Here is a 22,936-nt window from a genome sequence, read left to right on the forward strand (position 1 = left end):
GAATTGGCTGCAACGCTGGCTGCACGACATTCTTCAACTTGCTACCTCTACCACCGCTTGCCCTCGGCTGTTCCCAGCAGGGGGCGCAACTTGTCGGCAATCGCCTCGCGGGCGCGGAAGATCCGTGACCGCACGGTGCCGATCGGGCAACCCATGGCTTCGGCGATTTCCTCATAGCTGAGGCCCTCGATTTCGCGCAGGGTGATGGCGGTACGCAATTCCTCCGGCAGCGCCTCCATCGCGCGGTTGACCGTCTCGGCCACCTGACGCGTGTGGAGCATGGACTCCGGCGTATTGATATCCCTTAGTTGCTCGCCGTCTGCAAAAGTTTCAGCCTCTTCGGCGTCAATATCGCTGGACGCCTCCGGGCGGCGGCCCTGCGTGGCCAGGTAGTTCTTGGCGGTGTTGACGGCGATGCGGTACAGCCACGTGTAGAAGGCGGATTCGCCCCGGAACTGGGGAAGCGCGCGGTATGCCTTGATAAAGGCATCCTGCGCCACATCCTCCACTTCAGCGGGATCGCGGACAAGGCGCGAAATGAGCCGGATGATCTTGCGGTGGTATTTGGCCACCAGCAACTCAAAGGCTCGTTTGTCGCCCTGCTGGACGCGTTCAACTAGAAGCTGATCGGCTTCGCGTTCGCTCACGAATGGTTCACCTGCAGTGTATCTCTTGGTTTTGTCGTCACGACAAACGTTGTATTTTACCTACGAATCGGGACCCACCGGGTGTCGCGAAGCGCATTCTGTGACCGCCCGTCCGCATGTTTGGTTCCGCATGCCGAAATGAAGCGGGGCTCGCCGTGGCGAGCCCCGTGATACCCGTCGCGGTCAGACGCGGCGGAAAACAAGCGTACCGTTGGTGCCGCCAAAACCGAAGTTGTTCTTCACGGCCACGTCGATCTTCATCTCACGTGCCGTATTCGCCACGTAGTCAAGATCGCATTCCGGATCCTGATTGAAGATGTTGATCGTCGGCGGCGAAAGCTGGTTGTGGATCGCCAGCACGGTGAAGACCGACTCGAGGCCACCGGCACCGCCCAAAAGGTGACCGGTCATCGACTTCGTCGAATTGACCACCATCTTGTAGGCGTGTTCGCCGAAGGCCAGCTTCACGGCGTCGGACTCGTTCTTGTCGCCCAGCGGCGTGGACGTGCCGTGCGCGTTCAGATACTGCACTTCGTCGGCATTGACGCCGGCGTTCTTCAGCGCGGCCACCATGCAACGGCGCGGGCCGTCGGTGTTCGGGGCGGTCATGTGGAACGCGTCGCCGCTCATGCCGAAGCCGATCAGCTCCGCATAGATTCTGGCGCCACGTGCCTTGGCCGACTCGTACTCCTCGAGCATCATCACGCCGGCACCCTCGCCCAGCACGAAACCGTCGCGGTCCTTGTCCCACGGACGCGAGGCCGTAGCCGGGTCGTCGTTGCGGGTGGACAGCGCGCGGGCCGCGGCAAAGCCGCCAATGCCCAGCGGCGAAACCGTCGACTCCGCACCGCCGGCCAGCATCGCGTCGGCGTCGCCAGCCTGGATCAGGCGGGCGGCCAGGCCGATGCTGTGCAGGCCGGTCGTGCAGGCCGTCACGGCCGCGAGGTTCGGGCCCTTCAGGCCGTGGTAGATCGACAAATGGCCCGAGATCATGTTGATGATCGAGCCCGGAACGAAGAACGGCGAAATCCGGCGCGGGCCGCGATTGGCCAGCTCCATCTGCGTATCTTCGATCATCGGCAGTCCGCCGATGCCGGAGCCAACCAGCACGCCGATGCGCTCGGCGTTTTCCTCGGTCACTTCCAGGCCGCTATCCTTCAGCGCCTGGGTACCCGCCGCGATACCGAAATGGATAAACGTATCCATACGGGGGGCTTCCTTCGCCGGAACATATTCCTCGACGTTGAAACCCTTCACTTCGCCAGCAAAATGCACGGCGAGCGCGGAGTGATCGAATTTGGTAATGGTGGCRATRCCGGACTTSCCGGCRACCAGGTTGGCCCAGCCTTCGGYAACCGTGTTTCCGACCGGAGACACAAGGCCAAGCCCAGTGACGACGACGCGACGACGGCTCACTATGATTTCCTACGAGTGCGTGAAGCGGAATTGGATTGATTCAGGATCTCGCCGATCGGGCCGTTAGTCATTGCATGCGGCGCGCAATACGGTTTGAGATCATTCCGATTCTGCTTCTTCGAACAGACGAAAGCCACAGAAAACAACCGGACAGGACCGTGACGGCCCCACCCTTGTGCCTTCTGTGGCTCGGAATACGAAGACGACGGCTTAGGCCTTGACGTGCGCGGTGGCGTAGTCGATGGCCTGTTGCACGGTCGTGATCTTTTCGGCTTCCTCATCAGGAATTTCCATGCCGAATTCATCTTCCAACGCCATCACGAGTTCAACCGTGTCCAGCGAGTCCGCGCCGAGATCGTTCACGAACGACGATTCGTTCTTGATGTCTGCCTCGGCCACGCCAAGCTGTTCAGCCACGATTTTCTTGACGCGTTGTTCGATATTGTCCATGTAACCCTCCAGGGAAGTTCGACAAAAAGTGGGCGCATTTTAGCAGGTTTGGACCACAAAAAATCCGCCTGCCATCTATTGCAAGAATCGCGCCCGTTCGGTTTGAAAAACAACTGCTTCGCCCGCCATCTTTCGGCTTCTTCGCCGAAATGTACGTCGGGTAATGCAATCAATTCATGTACATGCCGCCGTTCACGTGCAGCGTGGTGCCCGTGATGTAGGCGGCCTGCGGACCGGCCAGGAACGCCACCGCATGCGCGATGTCTTCCGGCTGGCCGAGTCGTCCCAGCGGGATCTGGGTCTTCAGCGCCGTATGCTGCTCGTCCGACAGGACCTTGGTCATGTCGGTGTCGATGAAGCCCGGCGCCACGCAGTTCACGGTGACGTTGCGGCTGCCGATCTCGCGCGCCAGCGCGCGGGCCATACCCTCCACGCCGGCCTTGGCCGCCGCGTAGTTCATCTGGCCCGGGTTGCCCGTGGAGCCCACCACCGAGGTGATGTTGATGATGCGGCCGGTACGGGCCTTCATCATCGGGCGCAGCACAGCGCGCGACAGGCGGAACACCGCCGTCAGATTCGTGTCGATGACGCTCGTCCAGTCATCGTCCTTCATGCGCATCGCCAGCTGGTCCTGGGTAATGCCGGCGTTGTTCACCAGCACGGCCAGGCCGCCGTGGGCCTTCACGATCTCTTCGATCACGGCTTCGCAGCGTACGGCGTCGTTCACATTCAACACCACGCCACGGCCCTGCAGGCCCTCGGCCGTCAGGTATTCGCCGATGGCGGCCGCGCCGGACTCGCTCGTGGCGGTGCCGATCACGGTGGCGCCCTGACGCGCCAGTTCCAGGGCGATGGCCCGGCCAATGCCGCGCGACGCACCCGTCACCAGGGCGACCTGATTTTCCAGAGTCTTGCTCATGTTGCGATGTTCCTTGGCTTACTTCAGCAGCGCCAGCGTRTCTTGCAGCGATGCGGGGTCGAAGATCGCGCCGCCGACGAGGTTGCCGTCGATGCGCTTGGTCATGCCGGCCAGCACCTTGCCGGGGCCGCATTCGATCACATGGGTCACGCCTTCGGCGGCCATCTTCTGCACGCACTCTACCCAGCGTACCGGGGCGGCGGCCTGGCGCACCAGGGCGTCCTTGATCTGGGCCGGGTCGTTGGCGATGGCCACGTCCACGTTATTGATGACCGGGATCGACGGCGCCGAGAACGCCAGCCCTGCCATGCGCTCCTTGAGGCGGTCCGAGGCGGGCTTCAGCAGCGACGAATGGAACGGCGCCGAGACTGGCAGCGGCAGCGCGCGCTTGGCGCCCTTGGCCTTGGCAATCTCGCAGGCCTTTTCCACGGCGGCCTTGTGGCCGGCGATCACCACCTGCGAAGGGGCGTTGAAGTTGACGGCCTCGACCACGCCGGCGACGGACGCCTCGGCACAAGCCGCACGCACGTCGTCATCGGACAGGCCGAGAATGGCGGCCATGCCGCCCTGGCCCACCGGCACGGCTTCCTGCATCGCCTGTGCGCGGAAGCGCACCAGCGGCACCGCATCGGCGAACGGGATCACGCCTGCAGCCACCAGCGCCGAGTACTCGCCCAGGCTGTGGCCAGCCACCAGGGCCGGGGCCGGGCCGCCGGCGTCCAGCCAGGCGCGGTACACGGCCACGGCGGCGGTCAGCATCACCGGCTGGGTGTTGGTCGTCAGGTTCAGCTCTTCCGCCGGACCTTCCGCGATCAGGCGGCCGATGTCCTGGCCCAGCGCCGTGGAGGCTTCCTCCAGCGTGGCGCGGACCACCGGGTTGTCGGCGAACGCGTTGAGCATGCCGACCGATTGCGAGCCCTGGCCAGGGAAAACGAATGCGAATTTCATCGGGAATCCAGTCTTAACGATTCAGACGAGCGTGTCGGGGCGCACGCGCCCTCTCAGGCACGCCGCGCCGGACCGCATCTTACATGCGCAGCAGCACCGCGCCCCAGGTGAAGCCGCCGCCAACGCCTTCCAGCATCACGGTCTGGCCCGGGCGGATGCGGCCGTCGCGTACGGCCACATCGAGTGCCAGCGGGATCGACGCCGCCGACGTATTGCCATGCTCGTGCACCGTGGCGATCATCCGCTCGGCCGGCAGGCCCAGCTTGCGCGCCGTGCCCTGCATGATGCGGATATTGGCCTGGTGCGGCACCAGCCAGTCGATTTCATCCGACTGGATCTCGGCCGCAGCCATGGCCTCGCGCGCCACTTTGTCCAGCACGTTCACGGCCAGCTTGAACACCGCCTGGCCGTCCATGTGCAGGAAGGCATTGCCGGTGATGGCGCCGCCCGAGACATTGCCCGGCACACAGAGGATGTCCACGTGGCTGCCATCGGCATGCATGGCCGACGACAGGATGCCCGGCTCGTCCGAGGCGGTCAGCACCACGGCGCCGGCGCCGTCGCCGAACAGCACGCAGGTCGTGCGGTCGTTGAAATCGAGGATGCGGGAGAACACTTCGGTGCCGATCACCAGCACGTTCTTGTGGGAGCCGCTGCGGATGAACTTGTCCGCCGTGGAGAGCGCGTAGACGAAGCCCGAGCACACGGCCTGCATGTCGAAGGCCGCACAATGGTTCGTAATGCCGAGCTTCTGCTGCACCAGGCAGGCGGTGCTCGGGAACACGAAGTCGGGCGTGGAGGTGGCCACGATGATCAGGTCGATGTCCTGGCGCTCGATGCCGGCCGCCTTGATCGCCTGCTCGGCCGCCTGCACGGCCAGGTCGCTGGCCGTGACGTCCGGCTCGGCCCAGTGCCGCGCCGAAATGCCGCTGCGCGAGACGATCCACTCGTCGCTGGTTTCGATGCCACGCTCGGCCAGCTGTGCTGCCAGCTCTTGATTGGTGACACGCCGCGGGGGCAGGTAGCTCCCGGTACCGATGATTTTTGCGAACTTGGTCATGTCTGTCGGATCGTGATGCTCACCCGGGCCGCCCTTGGACAGCCGCCACGGCCCCCGCCACTCAGGGGGCACGAAGCTTCAGGCGGCATGGGTATCGGGATGTGGGTCCGGTGCGTCGGTCTCCGGGCCGCCGGTCGCGGGCGCCGCGGCGCCGGACTTGTTGGCGAAGACCCTTGCTATACGTTCGATTACGCCGTTTCTGGCCGCATCATACCCGCGTTTGATCGCCCATTCAAAAGAGTGGGCGTCGGCGGAACCGTGACTCTTGATCACCAGCCCGCGCAGGCCCAGCAGCGAGGCGCCGTTGTAGCGCGCAGGGTCCAGCCGGCGCGCCAGGCGCGACAGCACGGGCATGGCCACGGCGGCCAGCAGCTTGGTGAACCAGGAGCGCGTGAACTCTTCCTTGATCATGCCGCCGATCATCTTGGCCAGGCCCTCGGTGCTCTTGAGCGCCACATTGCCGACGAAGCCGTCGCAGACCACGATGTCCGTCGTGCCCTTGAAGATGTCGTTGCCTTCCACGTTGCCGTAGAAATTCAGCTCGGAAGCGCGCAGCAACTCGCCGGCGGCCTTGACCACCTCGTTGCCCTTGATCACTTCCTCGCCGATATTGAGCAGGCCCACCGTGGGGTGATCCTTGTGATCCACCACGGACACCATGGCCTCCGCCATGCGGGCGAACTGGAGCAGGTGCCCCGGCTCGCAGTCGGCGTTGGCGCCCAGGTCGAGCACCGTGGTGCCCCAGCCCTGCTCATTGGGAATGGTCGTAGCGATGGCTGGCCGCTCGATGCCCTCGAGCGTCTTCAGCACATAGCGCGACACGGCCATCAGCGCGCCGGTGTTGCCGGCGGAGATGAGCGCGTCGGCGCGGCCTTCCTTGACCTGCGTGGCCGCCACGCGCATCGAAGAGTCCTTCTTCTTGCGCAGCGCCACTTCCACCGGGTCATCCATCGTGATGACCTCGGTTGCCGCCACCACGGTGACGCGCGGATGATCGGTGGCATGCAGCTTCTTGAGCTGCGCGCCGATGGCGTCGGGCAAGCCGACGAGGATCATCTCGGCGTCATCGTGACGGGAAAGAAAACTGATCGCCGCCGGCACGGTCACGGACACTCCGTGATCGCCGCCCATGCAGTCGATAGCGAGCTTGATCGTCATTGTTTCCAGATACGGAATGCGCACCGGCATCCGCCGCCTCGGTTTGCGGGGACGCAACCAGCCGGACGCGCGGATACGTTGCCGGGTGGGCGCCGAGCGCCCAACAAAAAAGCGGCAACGAGCTTGCCGCTTTCCTGTTTTACACCTGACAACGTGCGCGAGCGAGACACAGGGTCACGCCAGACGACCTGGTCAGTCGTTCTTGGTCTTGATGACCTTGCGGCCACGGTAGTAGCCGTTCGGGCTCACGTGGTGACGCAGGTGGGTCTCGCCCGTGGTCGGCTCAACGGCCAGGGGTGCGACCGACAGATGGTCGTGCGAACGATGCATGCCGCGCTTGGACGGCGACTTCTTGTTCTGTTGAACTGCCATGATGACTCCTTCGAGAATTTTCCGATATTAACACACGCATCCTGCGCGAGGCGTAGCCGGGGCCCGGCCGGATGCTTGACCTGCTACCCGAGGACGGGTGCGCCGGCCGCTCTGTTGCGGCGTCAGTGCTTCGTCTTCAGGCCGGCCAGCGCCGCAAAGGGCGATGGCCGCTTTTCCTCTTCGGGCGGAGCCTCAGGCTCCACCTCACCGTCCGCGCCGGTCACGAGCGACTCGTGCACGGCCGGACAGACCATATGCTTGGGTGCCGACGGCAACGCCAGCAGCACCTCGTCTTCCATCAGTTCCAGCGGCGAAAACTTCTTCGACCCGACGATCACGTCGACGTCGTCGTCATCCATGGGTGCCGAATCCGCCGCTTCTTCGCTGGCCATGACCTCGAAGCGCATCGACGTGTCGATCGGCTCCGGGTAGACCTGCAGGCAGCGCTGGCAATCGAGCCAGACCCGGCCTTGCATGGTCACGTCGACGAACAGCCGCTGCGACACCGCTGCGCCAACTTCCACAGCTTCCTCGCGCATGAAGCCGGTGAGCGTGTAGTGAAACGTCTCGTCCGGTGCCGATGCTGGCGCATCCGCGGCCGTCTCGGCTAAGATGCGCGGCAAATCGCGCGTCGCCACGTCGCCCGCCACGCTGCCACCCTTGCGGCAGAAGGCGAACAGATCGGTTTCGCGCAGATCGAATGCCGCGGCGGACGCCGCTGGCTGGGTCGGCTGACTCATGTACGCTGAATCGCTGGAAAAATGCCTTGTTTGCCACACCTGGGACGATCCACGCCATCGAGGGCGGATACGCCTGCCGCGATGGCTTCCGATCACGGCCGGGCACGAATGTGCCTGTGTGGCTAAACGCGCGATTATAAGCTGAAAAACGGGAGCCGGTCAAAGTATACAACCGACCATTCCCCTCTCCTTCCGACGCTACCTCTATATATATGTCGTCCTCCGCTATCCACCCGCCCCTGATCCTCGGGTCGAGTTCTCCATACCGGCGCGAACTGCTCGCGCGGCTGCGCATTCCGTTCGACGTGGCCGTGCCAGACATCGACGAAACCCCGCTGGCCGGCGAGGCACCTGAAGCCACGGCCCTGCGCCTCTCGCGCCGCAAGGCCGAGGCGATCGCCGCGCGCCACCCCGGCGCGCTGGTTATCGGCTCGGACCAGGTCTGCACACTCGACGGCGCCCAGATCGGCAAACCCGGCAGCCACGAGAAGGCGCTGGCCCAGTTGCAGCAGATGCGTGGACGAACCGTCACATTTCATTCGGCGCTATGCCTGCTCGACAGCCGCACCGGCGAAGCCCAACTGGCCGATGTGCAGACCCGGGCGACCTTCCGCGACCTGCCCGATGCCGAACTCGACGCCTACCTGCGCCTGGAGACCCCCTACGACTGCGCCGGCAGCGCCAAGGCCGAGGGGCTGGGCATCGCCTTGCTCGCCCGCGTGGAATCGGACGACCCCACCGCGCTGATCGGCCTGCCGCTGATCGCGCTGACCGGCATGCTGCGCGCCGCCGGCTACCCGTTCTTCGGAGCCTGAACGATGGCCGGTACCCTGTTCCTGATCCCCAACACGCTCGGCAAGCGCGACGAATTCGATCCGCTGCCCGATGTCATCCCCGCCGGCGTGCAGCAGATCGCCGCGCGGCTCGACTACCTGGTGGCCGAGAACGCCAAGACGGCGCGCGCCTTTCTGAAGAAGCTGGGCGAAACCAGCCCGCTGGCGCACCCGATCCAACAGATCGAGATCCGCGAACTGAACGTGAATACGCGCGCCGAGGCGCTGGCCGCGCTGCTGGACCCGATCGCCGGGGGCCGCGATGGCGGCCTGCTCTCCGAAGCCGGCGTGCCGGCCGTGGCCGACCCCGGCGCGGACCTCGTCCGGCTGGCCCACGCGCGCGGCGTGACGGTGCGGCCGCTGGTGGGGCCGAGTTCGATCCTGCTGGCGGTGATGGGCTCCGGGCTGAACGGCCAGAGCTTCGCGTTCAACGGCTACCTGCCCGTGGACGCCGACGAGCGCGCGCGCAAGCTGCGGGAACTGGAAGCGCATTCGCGCAAGGCACGCCAGACGCAGGTCTTTATCGAGACCCCGTACCGCAACGCCGCGCTGCTGGAAGCGCTGCGCCAGCATTGCGCCGGCACCACGATGGTATCGGTGGCCGTCGATCTGACGCTGCCCACCGAAACCATCGTCACGCTGCCGCTGTCGGCCTGGCGGCCGGAGCGGGTTGCCCTGCAAAAGCGGCCGGCGATCTTCTCGCTGCTGGCCGCCTAGTCGTGCTTACCGGAGCGACTGCGCGCCGGTCGACATCATCATGGTCTTCATCGCCGCGCTGCCCATGGCCGCGCCGAACCGCTTGGCCACGCGCTCGGCGATGTTTTCCTTGACCGTGTAGTCGACGATATCCTCGGCCTTGAACAGGTCACGCGCCACGTAGTCGGTGCTGCCCACGCCATCGGCCAGACCCAGCGCCACGGCGCGCTCGCCGGACCAGAACAGGCCCGAGAACAGGTCCGGATCGTCCTTCAGCCGGTCGCCGCGGCCTTCCTTCACCACGTCGATGAACTGCTGGTGGATCTCCTTGAGCATGGTCTCGGCATAGACCTTCTGGCGCGGCACCTGCGGCGAGAAGGGGTCGAGCATGCCCTTGTTGGCGCCCGCGGTGTACAGCCGGCGCTCCACGCCGAGCTTCTCCATCAGGCCGGTGAAGCCGAAGCCATCCATCAGCACGCCAATCGAGCCGACGATGCTGGCCTTGTCGACATAGATCTTGTCAGCCGCCGCCGCCACGTAGTAACCGCCCGAGGCGCAGATTTCCTCCACCACCACGTAGAACGGCTTGCCCGGATACACGGTGCGCAGGCGCTTGATCTCGTCGTTGATGATGCCCGCCTGCACCGGCGAGCCGCCCGGCGAGTTGATCTTGAGGATCACGCCGGCCGCATTCGTATCGGCGAAGGCGGCCTGCAGCGAGGCATTGATCGATTCCGCGCCGGCCGGCGTGCCCGCCGCGATCTCGCCTTCCAGCGACACCATCGCGGTATGGCGCCCCGTGGTGCTGGCGATACCATCGCCCTTGAAGTCGATCACCGCGTACAGGATCAGCGCCAGGATGCCCAGCCCGACCAGCCGGAAGAAGATCTTCCAGCGCCGCGCCGCGCGCTGCTCGCGCAGCGTGGCCATCAGCACCTTCTCCAGCACGTCGCGCTCCCAGCCGCCGGTGGCGCTGCCAGCGCCCACCGGGGCGGCAGTGCCCTGCCCGCTCAGCCGCGCGCGGCGCTCGTCGGCCTCGCGCCGCGCCGCGTCGTCCCCGGCGCGCAGCTCGTGCTCGAGTGGAAAATCGGCCTGCCGGGCCGTTTCCAGGCGCTGGCTATCGTCGGCCTGTTGTTCGTGTTCGTCTTGCGTTTGACCCGGTTCGACCGGCGGTTTTTGCTGTTCTGTCATGCGATGGACTCGATAAAGTCAGACGGCGGCCCGGCGGATCATTCAGGTGGCGTCGGGCGGGTAAAAAGGCGGTTCGGGGAGCCAGTAGACAGCACCCTCACGTTCCTCGGTCCGGAGCTTGGCCAGCGCGGCGCCCCGGCAAGGGCCGCCCACGCAAAGGCCGGTGTCTGGCGCATAAACCGCGCCATGTGTCGCGCACATCAAGTATAGGCCCGCGCTATCGAAAAACTGCCCCTCCTGCCAGTCCAGTTCCATCGGCACGTGCGCGCACTGGTTTAGGTAGGCATGCGCAACGCCGTCGAAACGGACCACGAACGCGCCGATCTCGCGCGCTTCCACGCGCACCGAGAACCGCACGCCGGCGCCGCCATCGACGAGTTCGTCGCTGGCGCACAGGCGGTGCGGCGGCAGGCTGGCCTCAGGCATGCGTGAGCAGCCATTCCTGGAGATCGGCGATCGACGTGGCGCAGTGCACCGGCGCCATCGCGCGCAGCGAATCGGCCGGATGCGCGCCGTAGCAGACGCCCAGCCCGTGCGCGCCGGCGTTGACCGCCATCTGCAGGTCATGGGTGGTATCGCCCACCATGACCGTGCGCGCCACGTCCTGGCCCAGCTCTCGCGTCAGTTCCTGCAGCATGGCCGGGTGCGGCTTGGAGAACGTCTCGTCGGCGCAACGCGTGCCATCGAACAGCTTGCCGAGGCCGGTGGCCGCCAGCGCCCGCTCCAGGCCCACGCGCGTCTTGCCCGTGGCCACGCCGAGGAAGTAGTGCTCGCCATGCAGGGCCTCGAGCATCTCGCGCACGCCATCGAACAGCACGAGGTCCGCATCGCGCGTGAGGAAGTGGTAGCGGTAGCGCTCGGCCAGCCGCGGATAGTCGGCCGGGTCGAGCGTGGGCACGGCATAGGACAGCGCGTCCTTCAGCCCAAGCCCGATCACGTGGCTCGCAGCGCTGTCGTCCGGCACGGGCAGGCCCAGGTCGCGGCTGGCCAGCTGGATGCATTTGGCGATGGTCGGGGTGGAATCCATGAGGGTTCCATCCCAGTCGAAGACGATCAGGTCGAAGCGCTGCCTGGCCATTGAGGTCCTTGGTCGATGCGGAAAGTGGTGTGGCGGCTGCAGAGGCGGCGATGCGACGCGTCAGTCCGCAGCGCGGTGTTGACGCAATTGTTGCAGAAAATCAACACACTCGGCGGGTAACGGCGCCGAAACGGTCAGCGGCTCGCCCGTGGACGGGTGCGCCAGCGTCATTCGGTGCGCGTGCAGGAACATCCGCTTGATGCCAGGCTTGGCATTGCTGCGCGAAAGTGCCTTATTAAGCGCAAAATCGCCGTACTTCTCATCGCCGACGATCGGGAAGCCGGACGCCTGCAAGTGCACGCGGATCTGGTGCGTGCGGCCGGTCTTCAGTTCGGCCTCGAGCAGGGTGTAGCCCGGGAAGGCCTCCACCTTGTTGAAGATGGTGTGCGCGGTCAGCCCATCGGCCTGCACGCGCACGCGCCGCTCGCCGTCGGGCGTGCTGTATTTATATAGCGAGAGCTTGACGTGCTGCCGCGTATTCTGGAATTCGCCGGCTACGCACGCGAAGTAGCGCTTGTCCATGCCCGTGCCGCGCATCTGCTCGTGCAGGTGCACCAGCGCCGAACGCTTCTTGGCCAGGATCAGGATGCCGGACGTCTCCCGATCCAGCCGGTGTACCAGTTCCAGGAACTTCGCCTCGGGCCGCGCGCGGCGCAACTGCTCGATCACCCCGAACGCCACGCCCGAGCCGCCATGGACGGCCACGCCGGCCGGCTTGTCGATAATCAGCAGCCAGGCGTCCTCGAACAGGATTGGGAATTCCGAGGACGGCACGAAAGCATCGGCATCCTGTGCCTTTTCCGCCACCCGCATGGGCGGGATCCGGATCACATCACCCAGCTTCAGCCGGTAAGTGGCGTCGATCCGGCCCTTGTTCACGCGTACCTCGCCCGAGCGCAATACCCGGTAGATATGGCTCTTGGGCACACCCTTGGAGACCTTCAGCAGGAAGTTGTCGATGCGCTGGCCCTCGGCACTTTCGTCCACCGTGACGTACACCACCTGGAGCGCGCCGGGCGCGACGCGCGGCTCCTTTTCAATTTGATGGCGTAACTCATTCATTTTCAATATAATTTCCCGGCTGTTCCGGCCAAAGACCGGCAGCGCACGACCTGTGTAAGCGATTCTGTGAGCAATATAGGCGCGGGCCCACGTTGGGCTGGCGGGTGGCGAGACCGATGGGGATTGCCACCAATATCCGCGCAGGATCACGCATTTTACACTTCGGGTTGCCATCAACCCGGCCCGTCTCCCGCATTTTGCGTACCCCGCAGGCGCCAGATGGGCAAATGGTGGAAATCAGCAGCACGCACGCGCCGCGCCGGCGCGCAGGAAGTTGCCCAGAGGCAGCTTCGGCGAGAAACGGCGGGCACGTGGAAACAGAGTGATCCAGGTAGAACAGAATTCAATGTGGATGCCCGACAGGCATCCACATCGGTGAGAGAAGACCGCCCGCACCGGGAACTCGGTGCCGGCCGGCAGGCGAGCCTGCCAACCGACCTGCAATATCGGCTAGTCGTATTACCGGCGCCCGGTCGCAGAACTCCAAGAAGCAGCGGCGCGCCCGCCAGGAGACAGGTCAGGTTGACATTCGGCCCCGCTTGCCGCGTCCGGAAAACTTGCTCTTTGACGCGTCTTGGCCATTCCCGGCCGGCCGCGATGCCGCGAAGCCAGTGCCGTTTGCATTGTGCGTTGCCGCATCGCCCCCGGCCATTCCGGGCATCCGCCGCAAGTCGCTGTATCAGGAGCAGTGCCATGGCGCTCTCCCCGACCCAGCGGACGCCTGCCTAGACGTCGACAGCCTCTCTCTTTCACCCGCGCCCCGCCCGGCCGCGTCGTATTGCGCGCCGGCGACTCCGGCAATTCTCCCGCCCCCGCTCTATTTCCTCGCGTGTTCCATGGATCGTCGCGGACACCTTTCGTGTGACTTCCGCGACACTGGAATGAGGTATTGCGATGAAACGCATGCTGTTCAACGCGACGCAACAGGAAGAATTGCGCGTCGCGATCGTCGATGGTCAGAAACTGATCGATATCGACATCGAAACCGCCGGGCGCGAGCAGCGCAAGGGCAACATCTACAAGGGCGTCATCACCCGCATCGAGCCCTCGCTGGAAGCCTGCTTCGTCAACTACGGCGAAGAGCGCCACGGCTTCCTGCCGTTCAAGGAAGTGGCCCGCGCGTTCTTCAAGGACGGCGTGGACGTGCGCAACGCGCGCATCCAGGACGCCCTGCACGAAGGCCAGGAACTGATCGTCCAGGTCGAGAAGGAAGAGCGCGGCAACAAGGGCGCCGCCCTGACCACCTTTATCTCGCTGGCCGGCCGCTACCTGGTGCTGATGCCGAACAACCCGCGTGGCGGTGGCGTATCGCGCCGCATCGAGGGCGAGGACCGCCAGGAACTGCGCGAGACGATGGGCCAGCTGACCGTACCGGACGGCATGAGCATCATCGCCCGCACCGCCGGCATCGGCCGCGCGGCCGAGGAACTGCAGTGGGACCTGAACTACCTGCTGCAGCTGTGGAAGGCCATCGACGGCGCCGCCGGCGACAACAAGGCCCCGCTGCTGATCTATCTGGAATCGAGCCTGGTCATCCGCGCCATTCGCGACTATTTCCAGCCCGATATCGGCGAGATCCTGATCGATACCGACGAGATCTATGAACAGGCACGCGCTTTCATGAGCGTGGTCATGCCTGACAACATGAACCGCGTGAAGAAGTACCGGGACGACGTGCCCCTGTTCTCGCGGTTCCAGATCGAACACCAGATCGAGTCTGCCTATTCCCGCATGGTGATGCTGCCGTCCGGCGGCGCCATCGTGATCGACCATACCGAAGCCCTGGTTTCCGTTGACGTGAACTCGGCCCGCGCCACCAAGGGCGCGGACATCGAGGAAACGGCGCTGCGCACGAACGTGGAAGCGGCCGACGAGATCGCCCGCCAGCTGCGCCTGCGCGACCTGGGCGGCCTGATCGTGATCGACTTCATCGACATGGAGTCCAGCAAGGCCCAGAAGGACGTGGAAACGCGCCTGAAGGACGCCCTGCGCCACGACCGCGCCCGCGTGCAGATGGGCAAGATCAGCCGCTTCGGCCTGATGGAACTGTCGCGCCAGCGCCTGCGTCCTTCGCTGTCGGAAGGCTCGCACATCACCTGCCCGCGTTGCAATGGAACAGGTCACATCCGCGATACCGAATCGTCCGCCCTGCAGGTGCTGCGCATCATCCAGGAAGAGGCGATGAAGGAAAACACGGCCGCCATCCACTGCCAGGTGCCGGTGGAAGTGGCCGCTTTCCTGTTGAACGAAAAGCGTCAGGAAATCAACCTGATCGAGCTGCGCTTCAAGGTGAACGTGCTGTTGATCCCGAACAAGCACCTGGAGACGCCGCACTACAAGCTGGAGCGCCTGCGCCACGACGATCCGCGCCTGGAGGAATCCACGGCCAGCTATCGCATGGCCGAGGCCGCCGCCAAGGAACTCGAGGCGGACACGAGCTACAGCAGCCGCAAGAAGGAAGATGCGCGTCCGCGCCAGGAAGCCGCAGTCAAGGGCATTACGCCCGACGCGCCGGCCCCGGTGTCGGTGCCCCGCCCCGAGCGCGCTCCGCGCCCGGAAGCCGCTGCGGCAAGGCCGGTACCGGCCACGCAGCCCGTGGCAGCCGGCGGTTTCATCGGCTGGCTGAAGGGTCTGTTCGGCGCACGTCCGGCCGCCGCCCCGGTGGCCGAGCCGGCCAAGCCGGCCGCTGACGCCCAGGCACGCGGCGACGGTCGTCGCGAACGCGGCCAGCGTGGCGAAGGTCGCGGCGAAGGCCGTGGCCAAGGTCGTGGCGAACGCGGTGAACGTGGCGAACGCGGTGATCGCGAACAACGTGGTGAACGCGGCGAGCGTGGTGAACGCCAGGGCCGTGGCCAACGCGGTGAACGTGGCGAGCGCAGTGAACAACGTGGCGCCGAGCGTGGTGAGCGCGCGGAACGCGGGGATCGTGCAGAACGTGGCGAGCGGACTGAGCGTGGTGAACGCACCGAGCGCACCGAGCGCACCGAACGTGGTGAGCGTCCGGCACGCGCCCCGCGCGACGGCCAGCAGGCCACGCCGGCCATCGCCCGTCAGCCCGAAGGTGGCGAAGCCCGCCAGGAAGGCAACCGCCGCGAGCGCAACCAGGAACGCCGCGAGCGTCAACGCGAACGTCAACGTGAGCGTGGCGATACCCGCGAGACCGAGGAAGCCCTGAACGCCGAAGGCGCGCCGCAGACCGCATTCGAAGCGGCGCAAGCCGCTCCGGCCGTGGCCGTGGTGGCAGCCGCCGCCGCGACGGAACTGCCGGAAGGCGTGGAAGCCGTGGCGACGGAAGGTGCTGAGGGCGAAGAACGCCGCCGCCGTAACCGTCGTGGCCGTAACCGCTATCGCCGCGAGCGCGAAGATGGTGTGCAAGGCGCCGATGGCGAAAACGGCGAGAATGGCGACGCCAACGACACGTCCAACCTGGCCGAAGTGGCCGCAGGCGTGACCGAGACGGAATTCGCCCCGGTGGCCGCCCAGGCTGCACCGCAAGTCGTGGCCCAGCCGGAACCGGTTGCCGTGGCCCAAGTGGCTGAAGTCCCCCGCGTGGCCCACGTGGCGGAAGTCGCCGAAGTCACCGAAGCCGTGGAAACGCGTGAGACGGTGGAAACCGTGGCCCGTGTGGAACCGGCCGCCTACGCCCAACCGAGCCAACCGGCCCAGCCCGTGAGCCCGGCCCCGGTGGCCGAACCGGTGTTCGCACCGGTCAGCGCCCCCGAAGCCGCGCCGGTCGTGACGCCCGCACCGGTCTACACCGCCCCGGCGGTGGAAGCCCCGGCACCGGCGCCGGTCGAAGCTGCGCCGGTCGTGGCAGCCCCGATCGTGGCCGCCCCGGTTGCCGAGCCGGTCATCGCGACGCCTGCCGTCGCGCCGACCCCGGTGGCAGCACCGGCCGCCGCCCCGCTGCGTGCCGATGCCCTCGAGCCGATGCTGGCTTCGGCCGGCCTCCAGTGGGTGCACACGGACACCGCCAAGCTGCAATCCGCCCAGGCCGCCGCCGCCAACGTAGCACCGGCCCCGCGTGTGCAACGCGAGCGCAAGCCGCTGCCCCCGCTGCCGGAAGGTCCGATGGTCATGGTCGAAACTGACGCTCAGCGCGACCAGCAGCAGCAACAGCAGTAAGGTCGGCCAGCGCAAGCTGGCAGCCCAAAAGGGAAAAGGGACGGCCGAAGCCGTCCCTTTTTTCATGGGGCGCCACATATGATGCGGGCATCACACCGCTGTACTGGCGCCGCCACCGCCCCACTGTGCCCCTGCGAAGTGCACGGTCGCCGCCGGCGCGTCAGCCACCTCGGCTAGAATGGCAGACAGAACCGCCCCGGATGCACACATCGCGCCGGAGAGCGGCGTCGCCACCCCCAGGCCATGACCGACACCGTCATTCCCATCCTCGACCTGCGCGACCATCGCTATCGCTCGATGGTGCCAAGCATTCCGTCCCGCCTCGACACACCCTCGGGCCTCGTGGCGGACACCCGCGGCCGGCCGCTGCACGATCTGCGTATCTCGGTGACGGACCGCTGCAACTTCCGCTGCGTGTATTGCATGCCCAAGGAGGTGTTCGACAAGGACTACACCTTCCTGCCGCATTCCGAGTTGCTGAGTTTCGAGGAGATCGAACGCACCGCGCGCCTGTTCGTGTCGCAGGGCGTGGAAAAGATCCGGCTGACCGGCGGCGAGCCGCTGCTGCGCAAGAACATCGAAAAACTCGTGGAAATGCTGGCGCGCATCGAGACCGTCTCGGGCAAGCCGCTGGACCTGACGCTGACCACCAATGCGTCGCTGCTGGGGCGCAAGGCGCAGTCGTTGCGCGATGCCGGCCTGTCGCGCGTGAGCGTGAGCCTGGACGCCATCGACGACGCCACGTTCCGCAAGATGAACGACGTTGACTTCGCGGTGCGCGACGTTCTGGACGGCATCGAGACCGCCCAAGCCGTCGGCCTGGCGCCGATAAAGGTCAACATGGTGGTCAAGCGCGGCACCAACGACGCCGAAATCGTGCCGATGGCCCGCCATTTCCGTGGCAGCGGCATCATCGTCCGCTACATCGAATTCATGGACGTTGGCGCCAGCAACCACTGGCAAATGGACGAAGTATTACCTTCCGCCGACGTGGTGCGGCGGATTGACGAAGTATTTCCGCTCGAGGTGATTCCCGCCAACTACTCGGGCGAGACGGCCGAGCGCTGGCGCTATCGCGATGGCGCGGGCGAAATCGGCGTGATTTCGAGCGTGACGCACGCGTTCTGTGGCGATTGCAGCCGCATCCGGCTGTCCACCGAGGGCCGCCTGTACCTGTGCCTGTTCGCCACCGAGGGCTACGACCTGCGCGCGCTGCTGCGCGGCGGCCATAGCGACCTGGAAATCGCTAATGCCATCGCCCAGGTCTGGCAAGGCCGCACCGACAACTATTCCGAGCAGCGAGGCGATCCGGCCGTGCGCCTGGCGCGCGCCGAACGCAAAATCGAGATGTCCTACATTGGCGGCTGACCCGGGCCATCCCGGCCCCCGGCGCCGCCTCACAACTTTCCGAAAGTCATGATCGCACGCGAAGACATCACGGGCCTGATCCTGGCCGGCGGCCGGGGTAGCCGCATGGGTGGCACCGACAAAGGCCTGCAACCGCTGCGCGGCGTGCCGATGGCGATGCACACGCTGATGCGCCTGACACCGCAGACCGGCGCGATGCTGATCAACGCCAATCGCAACCTCGCCGCCTACGAGTCGTTCGGGGTGCCCGTGGTCACCGACTCCGTGCCCGATTTCGCGGGCCCGCTGGCCGGCATGATGGCCGGGCTCGAGCAGTGCAGCACCGGCTGGCTCGTCACGGCGCCGTGCGATACGCCGTTCCTGCCCACCGACCTCGTCGAGCGGCTGGCGCAGGCGATCGAGGCCGAAGGTGCCGAGATGGCGATTCCGGTCACGGTGGATGCCGACGGGCACCGGCAAACCCAGCCGGTGTTCTGCCTGATGCCGGTCACTGCGCTCGATAGCCTGATCGCCTACATCAATGGCGGCGGGCGCAAGATCGAAACCTGGGCGGCCAGCCACCGGCTCGCGGAGGTGCCGTTCCCCGACGCCGACGCGTTCGCCAACATCAATACGCTGGACGAACTACGCACACACGAGGCCCGCTGAGCGCATCGCGCGGGTTAGACTCGGGCATCCGCCCTTACCCGCGTTTTCCCCCGCGTTCTCCGCCATTTTTCGCTGTTTTCGCTTCTTTTCGCCGCAGACTGCTCATGCCATCCCTGCAATCCGTCATCTCCTGCCTTTCTGACTACGACCCGACCGCCCTGCCCGTGGCCCAGGCCAACGCGATTATCGGCCAGGTGATCGAGCCGGTGCGCGGCACCGAGCAACTGGCGATTCGCACCGCGCTCGACCGCGTGCTGGCCGAGGACGTGATCTCCTCCATCGACGTGCCCGCTCACGACAACTCGGCGATGGACGGATACGCCTTCCAGAGCGCTGCGCTGGCATCCGGCGGCGACGTGGTCCTGGAAGTCATCGGCACGGCCTACGCCGGCAATGCGCTCGACGCGGCGCCCACGGCGGGCCAGGCGGTGCGCATCATGACCGGCGCGATCATGCCCGATGGTTGCGACACTGTGGTGCCGCAGGAATTCGTGGATGTGCAGGCGGGCGGCAACCAGATCCGTTTTGCGGCCGATGCCGTGCGCCCCGGTGACAACCGCCGGCTGCGCGGCGAAGACCTGGCCCGCGGTCAGGCGGCACTGGCCGCCGGCCGCATTCTCCAACCGGCGGACCTCGGCCTGCTGGCATCGCTCGGCGTGGCCGAAATCAAGGTCCGGCGCCGGCTGCGCGTGGCGTTTTTCTCCACCGGCGACGAACTGCGCTCGATTGGCGAGCCACTCGGCCCCGGCTGCGTCTACGACTCCAACCGCTACACGCTGCACGGCATGCTGCGGCGGCTCAATGTCGAGTTGATCGACATGGGCGTGGTCCGCGACGACCCCGCCGCGCTCGAAGCCGCATTCCGCAGTGCCTGCGAAAACGCCGATGCGGTGATCACGTCTGGCGGCGTGTCCGTGGGCGAAGCCGACTACACCAAGCAGATCATGGCGCGGCTGGGCGATGTCACTTTCTGGAAGATCGCCATGCGTCCGGGCCGCCCGATGGCATTCGGACGCATTGCATCGAACGGTCGGGAGGCCCTGCTCTTCGGCCTGCCCGGCAACCCCGTGGCCGTGATGGTCACCTTCTACCACTTCGTGCGCGGCGCGTTGCACCGACAGATGGGCGCCAACGTGCCGCCGCTGCCGCTGATGCGCGTGCGCAGCGCGGCAGCCATCCGCAAGAAGCCCGGCCGCACGGAATACCAGCGCGGCATCCTGGCGCCGGCGGCCGATGGCGGCTGGGAAGTCCGTATCACCGGCCAGCAAGGCTCGGGCGTGCTGCGGTCGATGAGCGAGGCCAACTGCTTCATCGTGCTGGGCCACGAGCAGGACGCCGTCGCGGCTGGCGATCTGGTCGAGGTGATGCTGTTCGACGGGCTGATGTAATTCGTTGCAATCCGCCATGCGGAACACCCAAGGCATAGGTGCGCCGCATTGATGAGCGGAATCAATGACCGAATCGGCGGTCGTCGTATGACAGCGCACGTTGCGGTGTCGTTTTTTGTGCGCCCCGCGAGTGACGGACTATGCGTCGCAAGCCCCAGTCGCTACACTTGCAGCACGAAAAATCAACTCCCCAATATCTTGTCTGTCGTCATGAATCAGGAGATCGCGTACCTCCACCCCGTCAAGACCGCGCGCGCACTGGTCCTGGTCTATTTGTGCTTCTCGGTGCCAATCGTGGCGATGGGCCTGTTCGTGGCCTTTATCCGCTATGGCGACCTGCCGGGGATTACGGTTTTCACCGCGCTGATCCTGAATGCACTGATTGGCTTCGGCCTGTTGTGGCTCGGCTGCAAGGCCTACAACTGGGTAGCCGCCCGCTTCGGCGGTATCGAAGTGCACGTGCGCGAACTCACGCCCGAAGATCACCAGTAACGTCGCCGTTGGCGGCTTGCGCCCCGCCGGCGTCCTCCTGGGACGGAGGTGCTTGCACTTCCTCCGGTGATCCCGCCGTTGCGGCGGTTCCCAAAAGCTGTTCGGCGAGTTCCCCGGGCAGCGCCTCCACCGTGCGCAGCTTGCGCTCCATCTGACGGGTCCGCACCTCGGCCTGTTCGATATTGCGCGCCGCGCGCACCAGCGTATCGCGCGTCTTGGCCAGCACCTCGCCAAACTTGCCGAATTCGGTCTTGACGGCACCCAGCACTTCCCACACCTCGCTGGAACGCTTTTCCAGCGCCAAGGTCCGGAAGCCCATCTGCAGGCTGTTGAGCAAGGCGGTCAGCGTGGTCGGCCCGGCCACGGTTACGCGGAAATCGCGTTGCAGCAGGTCCGTCAGGCCCGGGCGGCGCAGCACCTCGGCGTAAAGCCCCTCGGTCGGCAGGAACAGGATCGCGAAGTCAGTGGTGGCCGGCGGCGCCAGATATTTCTCGGCAATCGACTGTGCCTCCCGGCGCAGCGCCACCTCGAGTTCACGGCCGGCCACGGCCACGCCGTCAACGTCACCGTGCTCCTGGGCATCGACAAGGCGCTCGTACTGCTCCTTCGGAAATTTCGCATCGATCGGCAGCCAGACCGGTCCGCTGGACGGGTCACGGCCCGGCAACCGGATCGCGAACTCGACCCGCGCCCCCGAGTTGCGCACGGTCTCGACATTCTTGCCGTACTGGTCTGCCGTGAGGATCTGTTCCAGCAGCATCTCAAGCTGCACCTCACCCCACGTGCCGCGCGACTTCACGTTGGTCAGCACCCGCTTGAGATCGCCCACGCCCTGCGCCAGCACCTGCATCTCGCCCAGCCCACGATGCACCTGCTCCAGACGGTCCGACACCAGCTTGAACGACTCGCCGAGCCGCTGCTCGAGCGTCGCATGGAGCTTCTCGTCCACGGTGCGTCGCATTTCCTCCAGTTTCGCGGCGTTATTTGCCTCGATGTCGCGCAGCTTCTGCTCAAGCGTGGTCCGCACCTCGGCCAGCCTGCGATCGTTGGACTCGGACATCTGCGCGATTTGCTGGTTCTGCACCGTGGCAATACTGGTCAGGTGCGCCGACAAGGTCTGCTGGAAGCGCAGCATCTGCCGACCAGACTCGTCGCGGCCATCCCGGGCGGCCGCGCTCACTTCGCCACGCAACACGCGCTCGAGCCGGTCGAGGCCATCAAGCAGTTCCGCGGATGCCGCCCCGGCGCGCGCGCGCCACAGCAGCACCGCCAGCAGGATTACCGCCACGAGGGTGGCGGCAAGCGTCAGGACGGAAATCAACGTCATCAATTCAGGAATATCCGATTCAGCGGCGGCGCGCCATGACCTCTGGGTTGATCACCGAAGGCGGGTTGCCTGCCTTGGGGCCGGCATCGAGTGCCGCGATCAGGTTGTCGGCGGCCAGATTGGCCATCGCGCGACGCGTCTTTTCCGATGCGCTCGCGATATGCGGCGTCAACACCACGTTTGGCACGGTCAGCAGGTCTGGGTGGACGCTCGGCTCGCCCTCGAACACGTCCAGGCCGGCCGCGAAGATCTGGCCATCGCGCAATGCGGCGGCCAGCGCGGCGTCGTCGACGATGCCACCGCGCGCGAGGTTGATCAGGGTGGCGGTCGGCTTCATCGCCGCCAGCTCTGCCGCGCCAATCGCGTGATGGCTCTCCGGGCTGTACGGCAGCACCAGCACGAGGTGATCCGTCTGCGCAAGGAGCTCCGCCTTGCTGACGTAGCGCGCATTGAGCGCGCGCTCGGTCTCCGCCGGCAGCTGGCTGCGGTTGTGATACAGCACGTTCATGCCGAAGCCGGCCGCGCGGCGGGCCAGCGCCTGTCCGATACGACCCATGCCAAGGATGCCGAGCGTGCTGCCGTAGACGTCCATGCCCACGAGCATGTCGTAGCTCCAGCGCTTCCACTTGCCGGCCCGCAGGTAATGCTCGGACTCCGTCACGCGGCGGGCGGTGGCCATCAGCAATGCCCAGCCGAAGTCGGCCGTGGTTTCGGTCAGCACGTCGGGCGTGTTGGTCGCCACCACGCCGGCGGCGGTGAGGGCCGGAACGTCGAGATTGTTGTAGCCGACCGCCATGTTGCACACCGCGCGCAGCTGCGGCAGCGCGGCAACGACCGCGCCGTCGATCTTGTCCGCCGCATTGGCCAGCACGCCGGCCTTGCCCGCGAGGCGGGCCTTCAGTGCGGCGGCGTCCAGCACCAGGTCTTCCTGGTTGCTGTCGACATCGAAATATTGCGAAAGACGTTCGATGACGTCGGTGTAGATCGCGCGGGTAACGAGGACGGAGGGCTTCATGGC

The 22,936-nt window shown here is 66.0% G+C and carries 22 protein-coding genes; 7 read left to right on the top strand and 15 right to left on the bottom strand.

Features of this window, described 5'->3' with window-relative positions; genetic code table 11:
- Positions 1 to 47: 47 nt before the first annotated feature.
- From rpoE to AC1DEL_RS11880, 9 genes are all read right to left on the bottom strand, one after another.
- Positions 48 to 647, bottom strand: coding sequence for an RNA polymerase sigma factor RpoE (gene rpoE / locus AC1DEL_RS11840; protein WP_092290028.1), 600 nt, complete (start codon positions 645 to 647; stop codon positions 48 to 50).
- 183 nt (positions 648 to 830) lie between these two features.
- Positions 831 to 2,063, bottom strand: a complete 1,233-nt coding sequence (gene fabF, locus AC1DEL_RS11845; RefSeq protein WP_477159081.1) for a beta-ketoacyl-ACP synthase II — start codon at positions 2,061 to 2,063, stop codon at positions 831 to 833.
- A 210-nt stretch (positions 2,064 to 2,273) separates the two neighbouring features.
- Positions 2,274 to 2,513: an acyl carrier protein gene (gene acpP / locus AC1DEL_RS11850; RefSeq protein ID WP_008644813.1), complete on the bottom strand. Its 240-nt coding sequence runs from the start codon at positions 2,511 to 2,513 to the stop codon at positions 2,274 to 2,276.
- 169 nt (positions 2,514 to 2,682) lie between these two features.
- On the bottom strand, positions 2,683 to 3,432 hold the full coding sequence (gene fabG, locus AC1DEL_RS11855; protein WP_441643995.1) for a 3-oxoacyl-ACP reductase FabG: 750 nt from the start codon (positions 3,430 to 3,432) through the stop codon (positions 2,683 to 2,685).
- Positions 3,433 to 3,450: 18 nt separating this feature from the next.
- Positions 3,451 to 4,380, bottom strand: coding sequence for an ACP S-malonyltransferase (gene fabD / locus AC1DEL_RS11860; protein WP_477106505.1), 930 nt, complete (start codon positions 4,378 to 4,380; stop codon positions 3,451 to 3,453).
- Positions 4,381 to 4,459: 79 nt separating this feature from the next.
- Positions 4,460 to 5,440: a beta-ketoacyl-ACP synthase III gene (locus tag AC1DEL_RS11865; protein ID WP_092290036.1), complete on the bottom strand. Its 981-nt coding sequence runs from the start codon at positions 5,438 to 5,440 to the stop codon at positions 4,460 to 4,462.
- A gap of 78 nt (positions 5,441 to 5,518) precedes the next feature.
- Positions 5,519 to 6,598, bottom strand: a complete 1,080-nt coding sequence (gene plsX / locus AC1DEL_RS11870; protein ID WP_092290037.1) for a phosphate acyltransferase PlsX — start codon at positions 6,596 to 6,598, stop codon at positions 5,519 to 5,521.
- Positions 6,599 to 6,790: 192 nt separating this feature from the next.
- Complete coding sequence (gene rpmF / locus AC1DEL_RS11875; RefSeq protein WP_008644820.1) at positions 6,791 to 6,970, bottom strand: 50S ribosomal protein L32; 180 nt, start codon at positions 6,968 to 6,970, stop codon at positions 6,791 to 6,793.
- Positions 6,971 to 7,092: 122 nt separating this feature from the next.
- Positions 7,093 to 7,710: a YceD family protein gene (locus tag AC1DEL_RS11880; RefSeq protein ID WP_477106504.1), complete on the bottom strand. Its 618-nt coding sequence runs from the start codon at positions 7,708 to 7,710 to the stop codon at positions 7,093 to 7,095.
- A 212-nt stretch (positions 7,711 to 7,922) separates the two neighbouring features.
- On the opposite strand from AC1DEL_RS11880, the gene AC1DEL_RS11885 reads away from it, so the two are divergent.
- Positions 7,923 to 8,525 carry a Maf-like protein gene (locus AC1DEL_RS11885; RefSeq protein WP_092290040.1) on the top strand — a complete coding sequence of 201 codons (603 nt, stop codon included), beginning with the start codon at positions 7,923 to 7,925 and terminating at the stop codon, positions 8,523 to 8,525.
- 3 nt (positions 8,526 to 8,528) lie between these two features.
- Complete coding sequence (locus tag AC1DEL_RS11890; RefSeq protein ID WP_477125777.1) at positions 8,529 to 9,260, top strand: SAM-dependent methyltransferase; 732 nt, start codon at positions 8,529 to 8,531, stop codon at positions 9,258 to 9,260.
- 6 nt (positions 9,261 to 9,266) lie between these two features.
- Here AC1DEL_RS11890 and AC1DEL_RS11895 read toward each other — a convergent pair whose 3' ends face one another.
- The 4 genes from AC1DEL_RS11895 to AC1DEL_RS11910 are packed head-to-tail and all read right to left on the bottom strand — an operon-like array spanning position 9,267 to position 12,570.
- A complete protein-coding gene (locus AC1DEL_RS11895) occupies positions 9,267 to 10,430 on the bottom strand; it encodes a S49 family peptidase (protein WP_092290046.1) in 1,164 nt (387 codons plus the stop codon).
- Positions 10,431 to 10,472: 42 nt separating this feature from the next.
- Positions 10,473 to 10,856: a Rieske (2Fe-2S) protein gene (locus AC1DEL_RS11900; RefSeq protein WP_092290048.1), complete on the bottom strand. Its 384-nt coding sequence runs from the start codon at positions 10,854 to 10,856 to the stop codon at positions 10,473 to 10,475.
- A complete protein-coding gene (locus AC1DEL_RS11905; RefSeq protein ID WP_092290052.1) occupies positions 10,849 to 11,508 on the bottom strand; it encodes an HAD-IA family hydrolase in 660 nt (219 codons plus the stop codon). Before AC1DEL_RS11905 ends, AC1DEL_RS11900 begins: the two co-directional genes overlap by 8 nt.
- Before the next feature lie 60 nt (positions 11,509 to 11,568).
- On the bottom strand, positions 11,569 to 12,570 hold the full coding sequence (locus tag AC1DEL_RS11910; RefSeq protein WP_092290055.1) for an RluA family pseudouridine synthase: 1,002 nt from the start codon (positions 12,568 to 12,570) through the stop codon (positions 11,569 to 11,571).
- An 894-nt stretch (positions 12,571 to 13,464) separates the two neighbouring features.
- Between AC1DEL_RS11910 and AC1DEL_RS11915 the strand changes: the two genes are divergently transcribed.
- The 5 genes from AC1DEL_RS11915 (at position 13,465) to AC1DEL_RS11935 (ending at position 20,591) form a co-directional block, all read left to right on the top strand.
- A complete protein-coding gene (locus tag AC1DEL_RS11915; RefSeq protein WP_477125778.1) occupies positions 13,465 to 16,695 on the top strand; it encodes an Rne/Rng family ribonuclease in 3,231 nt (1,076 codons plus the stop codon).
- A 243-nt stretch (positions 16,696 to 16,938) separates the two neighbouring features.
- Positions 16,939 to 18,063, top strand: coding sequence for a GTP 3',8-cyclase MoaA (gene moaA, locus AC1DEL_RS11920; protein WP_092290059.1), 1,125 nt, complete (start codon positions 16,939 to 16,941; stop codon positions 18,061 to 18,063).
- Positions 18,064 to 18,111: 48 nt separating this feature from the next.
- Entirely contained in the window at positions 18,112 to 18,711 is a 600-nt protein-coding gene (gene mobA / locus AC1DEL_RS11925; RefSeq protein ID WP_441590532.1) for a molybdenum cofactor guanylyltransferase MobA, read from the top strand.
- Between the two features lie 104 nt (positions 18,712 to 18,815).
- Complete coding sequence (gene moeA / locus AC1DEL_RS11930) at positions 18,816 to 20,099, top strand: molybdopterin molybdotransferase MoeA (RefSeq protein ID WP_441590533.1); 1,284 nt, start codon at positions 18,816 to 18,818, stop codon at positions 20,097 to 20,099.
- Positions 20,100 to 20,309: 210 nt separating this feature from the next.
- The gene (locus AC1DEL_RS11935) at positions 20,310 to 20,591 is read left to right on the top strand and encodes a hypothetical protein (protein ID WP_092290069.1); all 282 of its coding nucleotides are present in this window, start codon (positions 20,310 to 20,312) and stop codon (positions 20,589 to 20,591) included.
- On the opposite strand, the gene rmuC is transcribed toward AC1DEL_RS11935, so the two are convergent.
- Positions 20,569 to 21,918 carry a DNA recombination protein RmuC gene (rmuC, locus tag AC1DEL_RS11940; RefSeq protein ID WP_477125779.1) on the bottom strand — a complete coding sequence of 450 codons (1,350 nt, stop codon included), beginning with the start codon at positions 21,916 to 21,918 and terminating at the stop codon, positions 20,569 to 20,571. The genes AC1DEL_RS11935 and rmuC overlap by 23 nt on opposite strands.
- A 19-nt stretch (positions 21,919 to 21,937) precedes the next feature.
- Entirely contained in the window at positions 21,938 to 22,933 is a 996-nt protein-coding gene (locus AC1DEL_RS11945; RefSeq protein WP_092290073.1) for a 2-hydroxyacid dehydrogenase, read from the bottom strand.
- Between the last annotated feature and the right edge of the window lie 3 nt (positions 22,934 to 22,936).

The organism is Cupriavidus sp. 10L43_2, assembly GCF_056395265.1.

What these genes read in the sequence shown, in the direction of transcription:
- acpP (WP_008644813.1), bottom strand. Translation starts at nt 2,513, where the DNA reads ATGGACAATATCGAACAACGCGTCAAGAAAATCGTGGCTGAACAGCTT.
- rpmF (WP_008644820.1), bottom strand. Translation starts at nt 6,970, where the DNA reads ATGGCAGTTCAACAGAACAAGAAGTCGCCGTCCAAGCGCGGCATGCAT.
- mobA (WP_441590532.1), top strand. Translation starts at nt 18,112, where the DNA reads ATGATCGCACGCGAAGACATCACGGGCCTGATCCTGGCCGGCGGCCGG.
- AC1DEL_RS11935 (WP_092290069.1), top strand. Translation starts at nt 20,310, where the DNA reads ATGAATCAGGAGATCGCGTACCTCCACCCCGTCAAGACCGCGCGCGCA.
- fabG (WP_441643995.1), bottom strand. Translation starts at nt 3,432, where the DNA reads ATGAGCAAGACTCTGGAAAATCAGGTCGCCCTGGTGACGGGTGCGTCG.
- AC1DEL_RS11915 (WP_477125778.1), top strand. Translation starts at nt 13,465, where the DNA reads ATGAAACGCATGCTGTTCAACGCGACGCAACAGGAAGAATTGCGCGTC.
- AC1DEL_RS11885 (WP_092290040.1), top strand. Translation starts at nt 7,923, where the DNA reads ATGTCGTCCTCCGCTATCCACCCGCCCCTGATCCTCGGGTCGAGTTCT.
- AC1DEL_RS11880 (WP_477106504.1), bottom strand. Translation starts at nt 7,710, where the DNA reads ATGAGTCAGCCGACCCAGCCAGCGGCGTCCGCCGCGGCATTCGATCTG.
- AC1DEL_RS11900 (WP_092290048.1), bottom strand. Translation starts at nt 10,856, where the DNA reads ATGCCTGAGGCCAGCCTGCCGCCGCACCGCCTGTGCGCCAGCGACGAA.
- AC1DEL_RS11890 (WP_477125777.1), top strand. Translation starts at nt 8,529, where the DNA reads ATGGCCGGTACCCTGTTCCTGATCCCCAACACGCTCGGCAAGCGCGAC.
- rmuC (WP_477125779.1), bottom strand. Translation starts at nt 21,918, where the DNA reads ATGACGTTGATTTCCGTCCTGACGCTTGCCGCCACCCTCGTGGCGGTA.
- moeA (WP_441590533.1), top strand. Translation starts at nt 18,816, where the DNA reads ATGCCATCCCTGCAATCCGTCATCTCCTGCCTTTCTGACTACGACCCG.
- AC1DEL_RS11895 (WP_092290046.1), bottom strand. Translation starts at nt 10,430, where the DNA reads ATGACAGAACAGCAAAAACCGCCGGTCGAACCGGGTCAAACGCAAGAC.
- AC1DEL_RS11905 (WP_092290052.1), bottom strand. Translation starts at nt 11,508, where the DNA reads ATGGCCAGGCAGCGCTTCGACCTGATCGTCTTCGACTGGGATGGAACC.
- AC1DEL_RS11910 (WP_092290055.1), bottom strand. Translation starts at nt 12,570, where the DNA reads ATGAATGAGTTACGCCATCAAATTGAAAAGGAGCCGCGCGTCGCGCCC.
- AC1DEL_RS11865 (WP_092290036.1), bottom strand. Translation starts at nt 5,440, where the DNA reads ATGACCAAGTTCGCAAAAATCATCGGTACCGGGAGCTACCTGCCCCCG.
- AC1DEL_RS11945 (WP_092290073.1), bottom strand. Translation starts at nt 22,933, where the DNA reads ATGAAGCCCTCCGTCCTCGTTACCCGCGCGATCTACACCGACGTCATC.
- moaA (WP_092290059.1), top strand. Translation starts at nt 16,939, where the DNA reads ATGACCGACACCGTCATTCCCATCCTCGACCTGCGCGACCATCGCTAT.
- plsX (WP_092290037.1), bottom strand. Translation starts at nt 6,598, where the DNA reads ATGACGATCAAGCTCGCTATCGACTGCATGGGCGGCGATCACGGAGTG.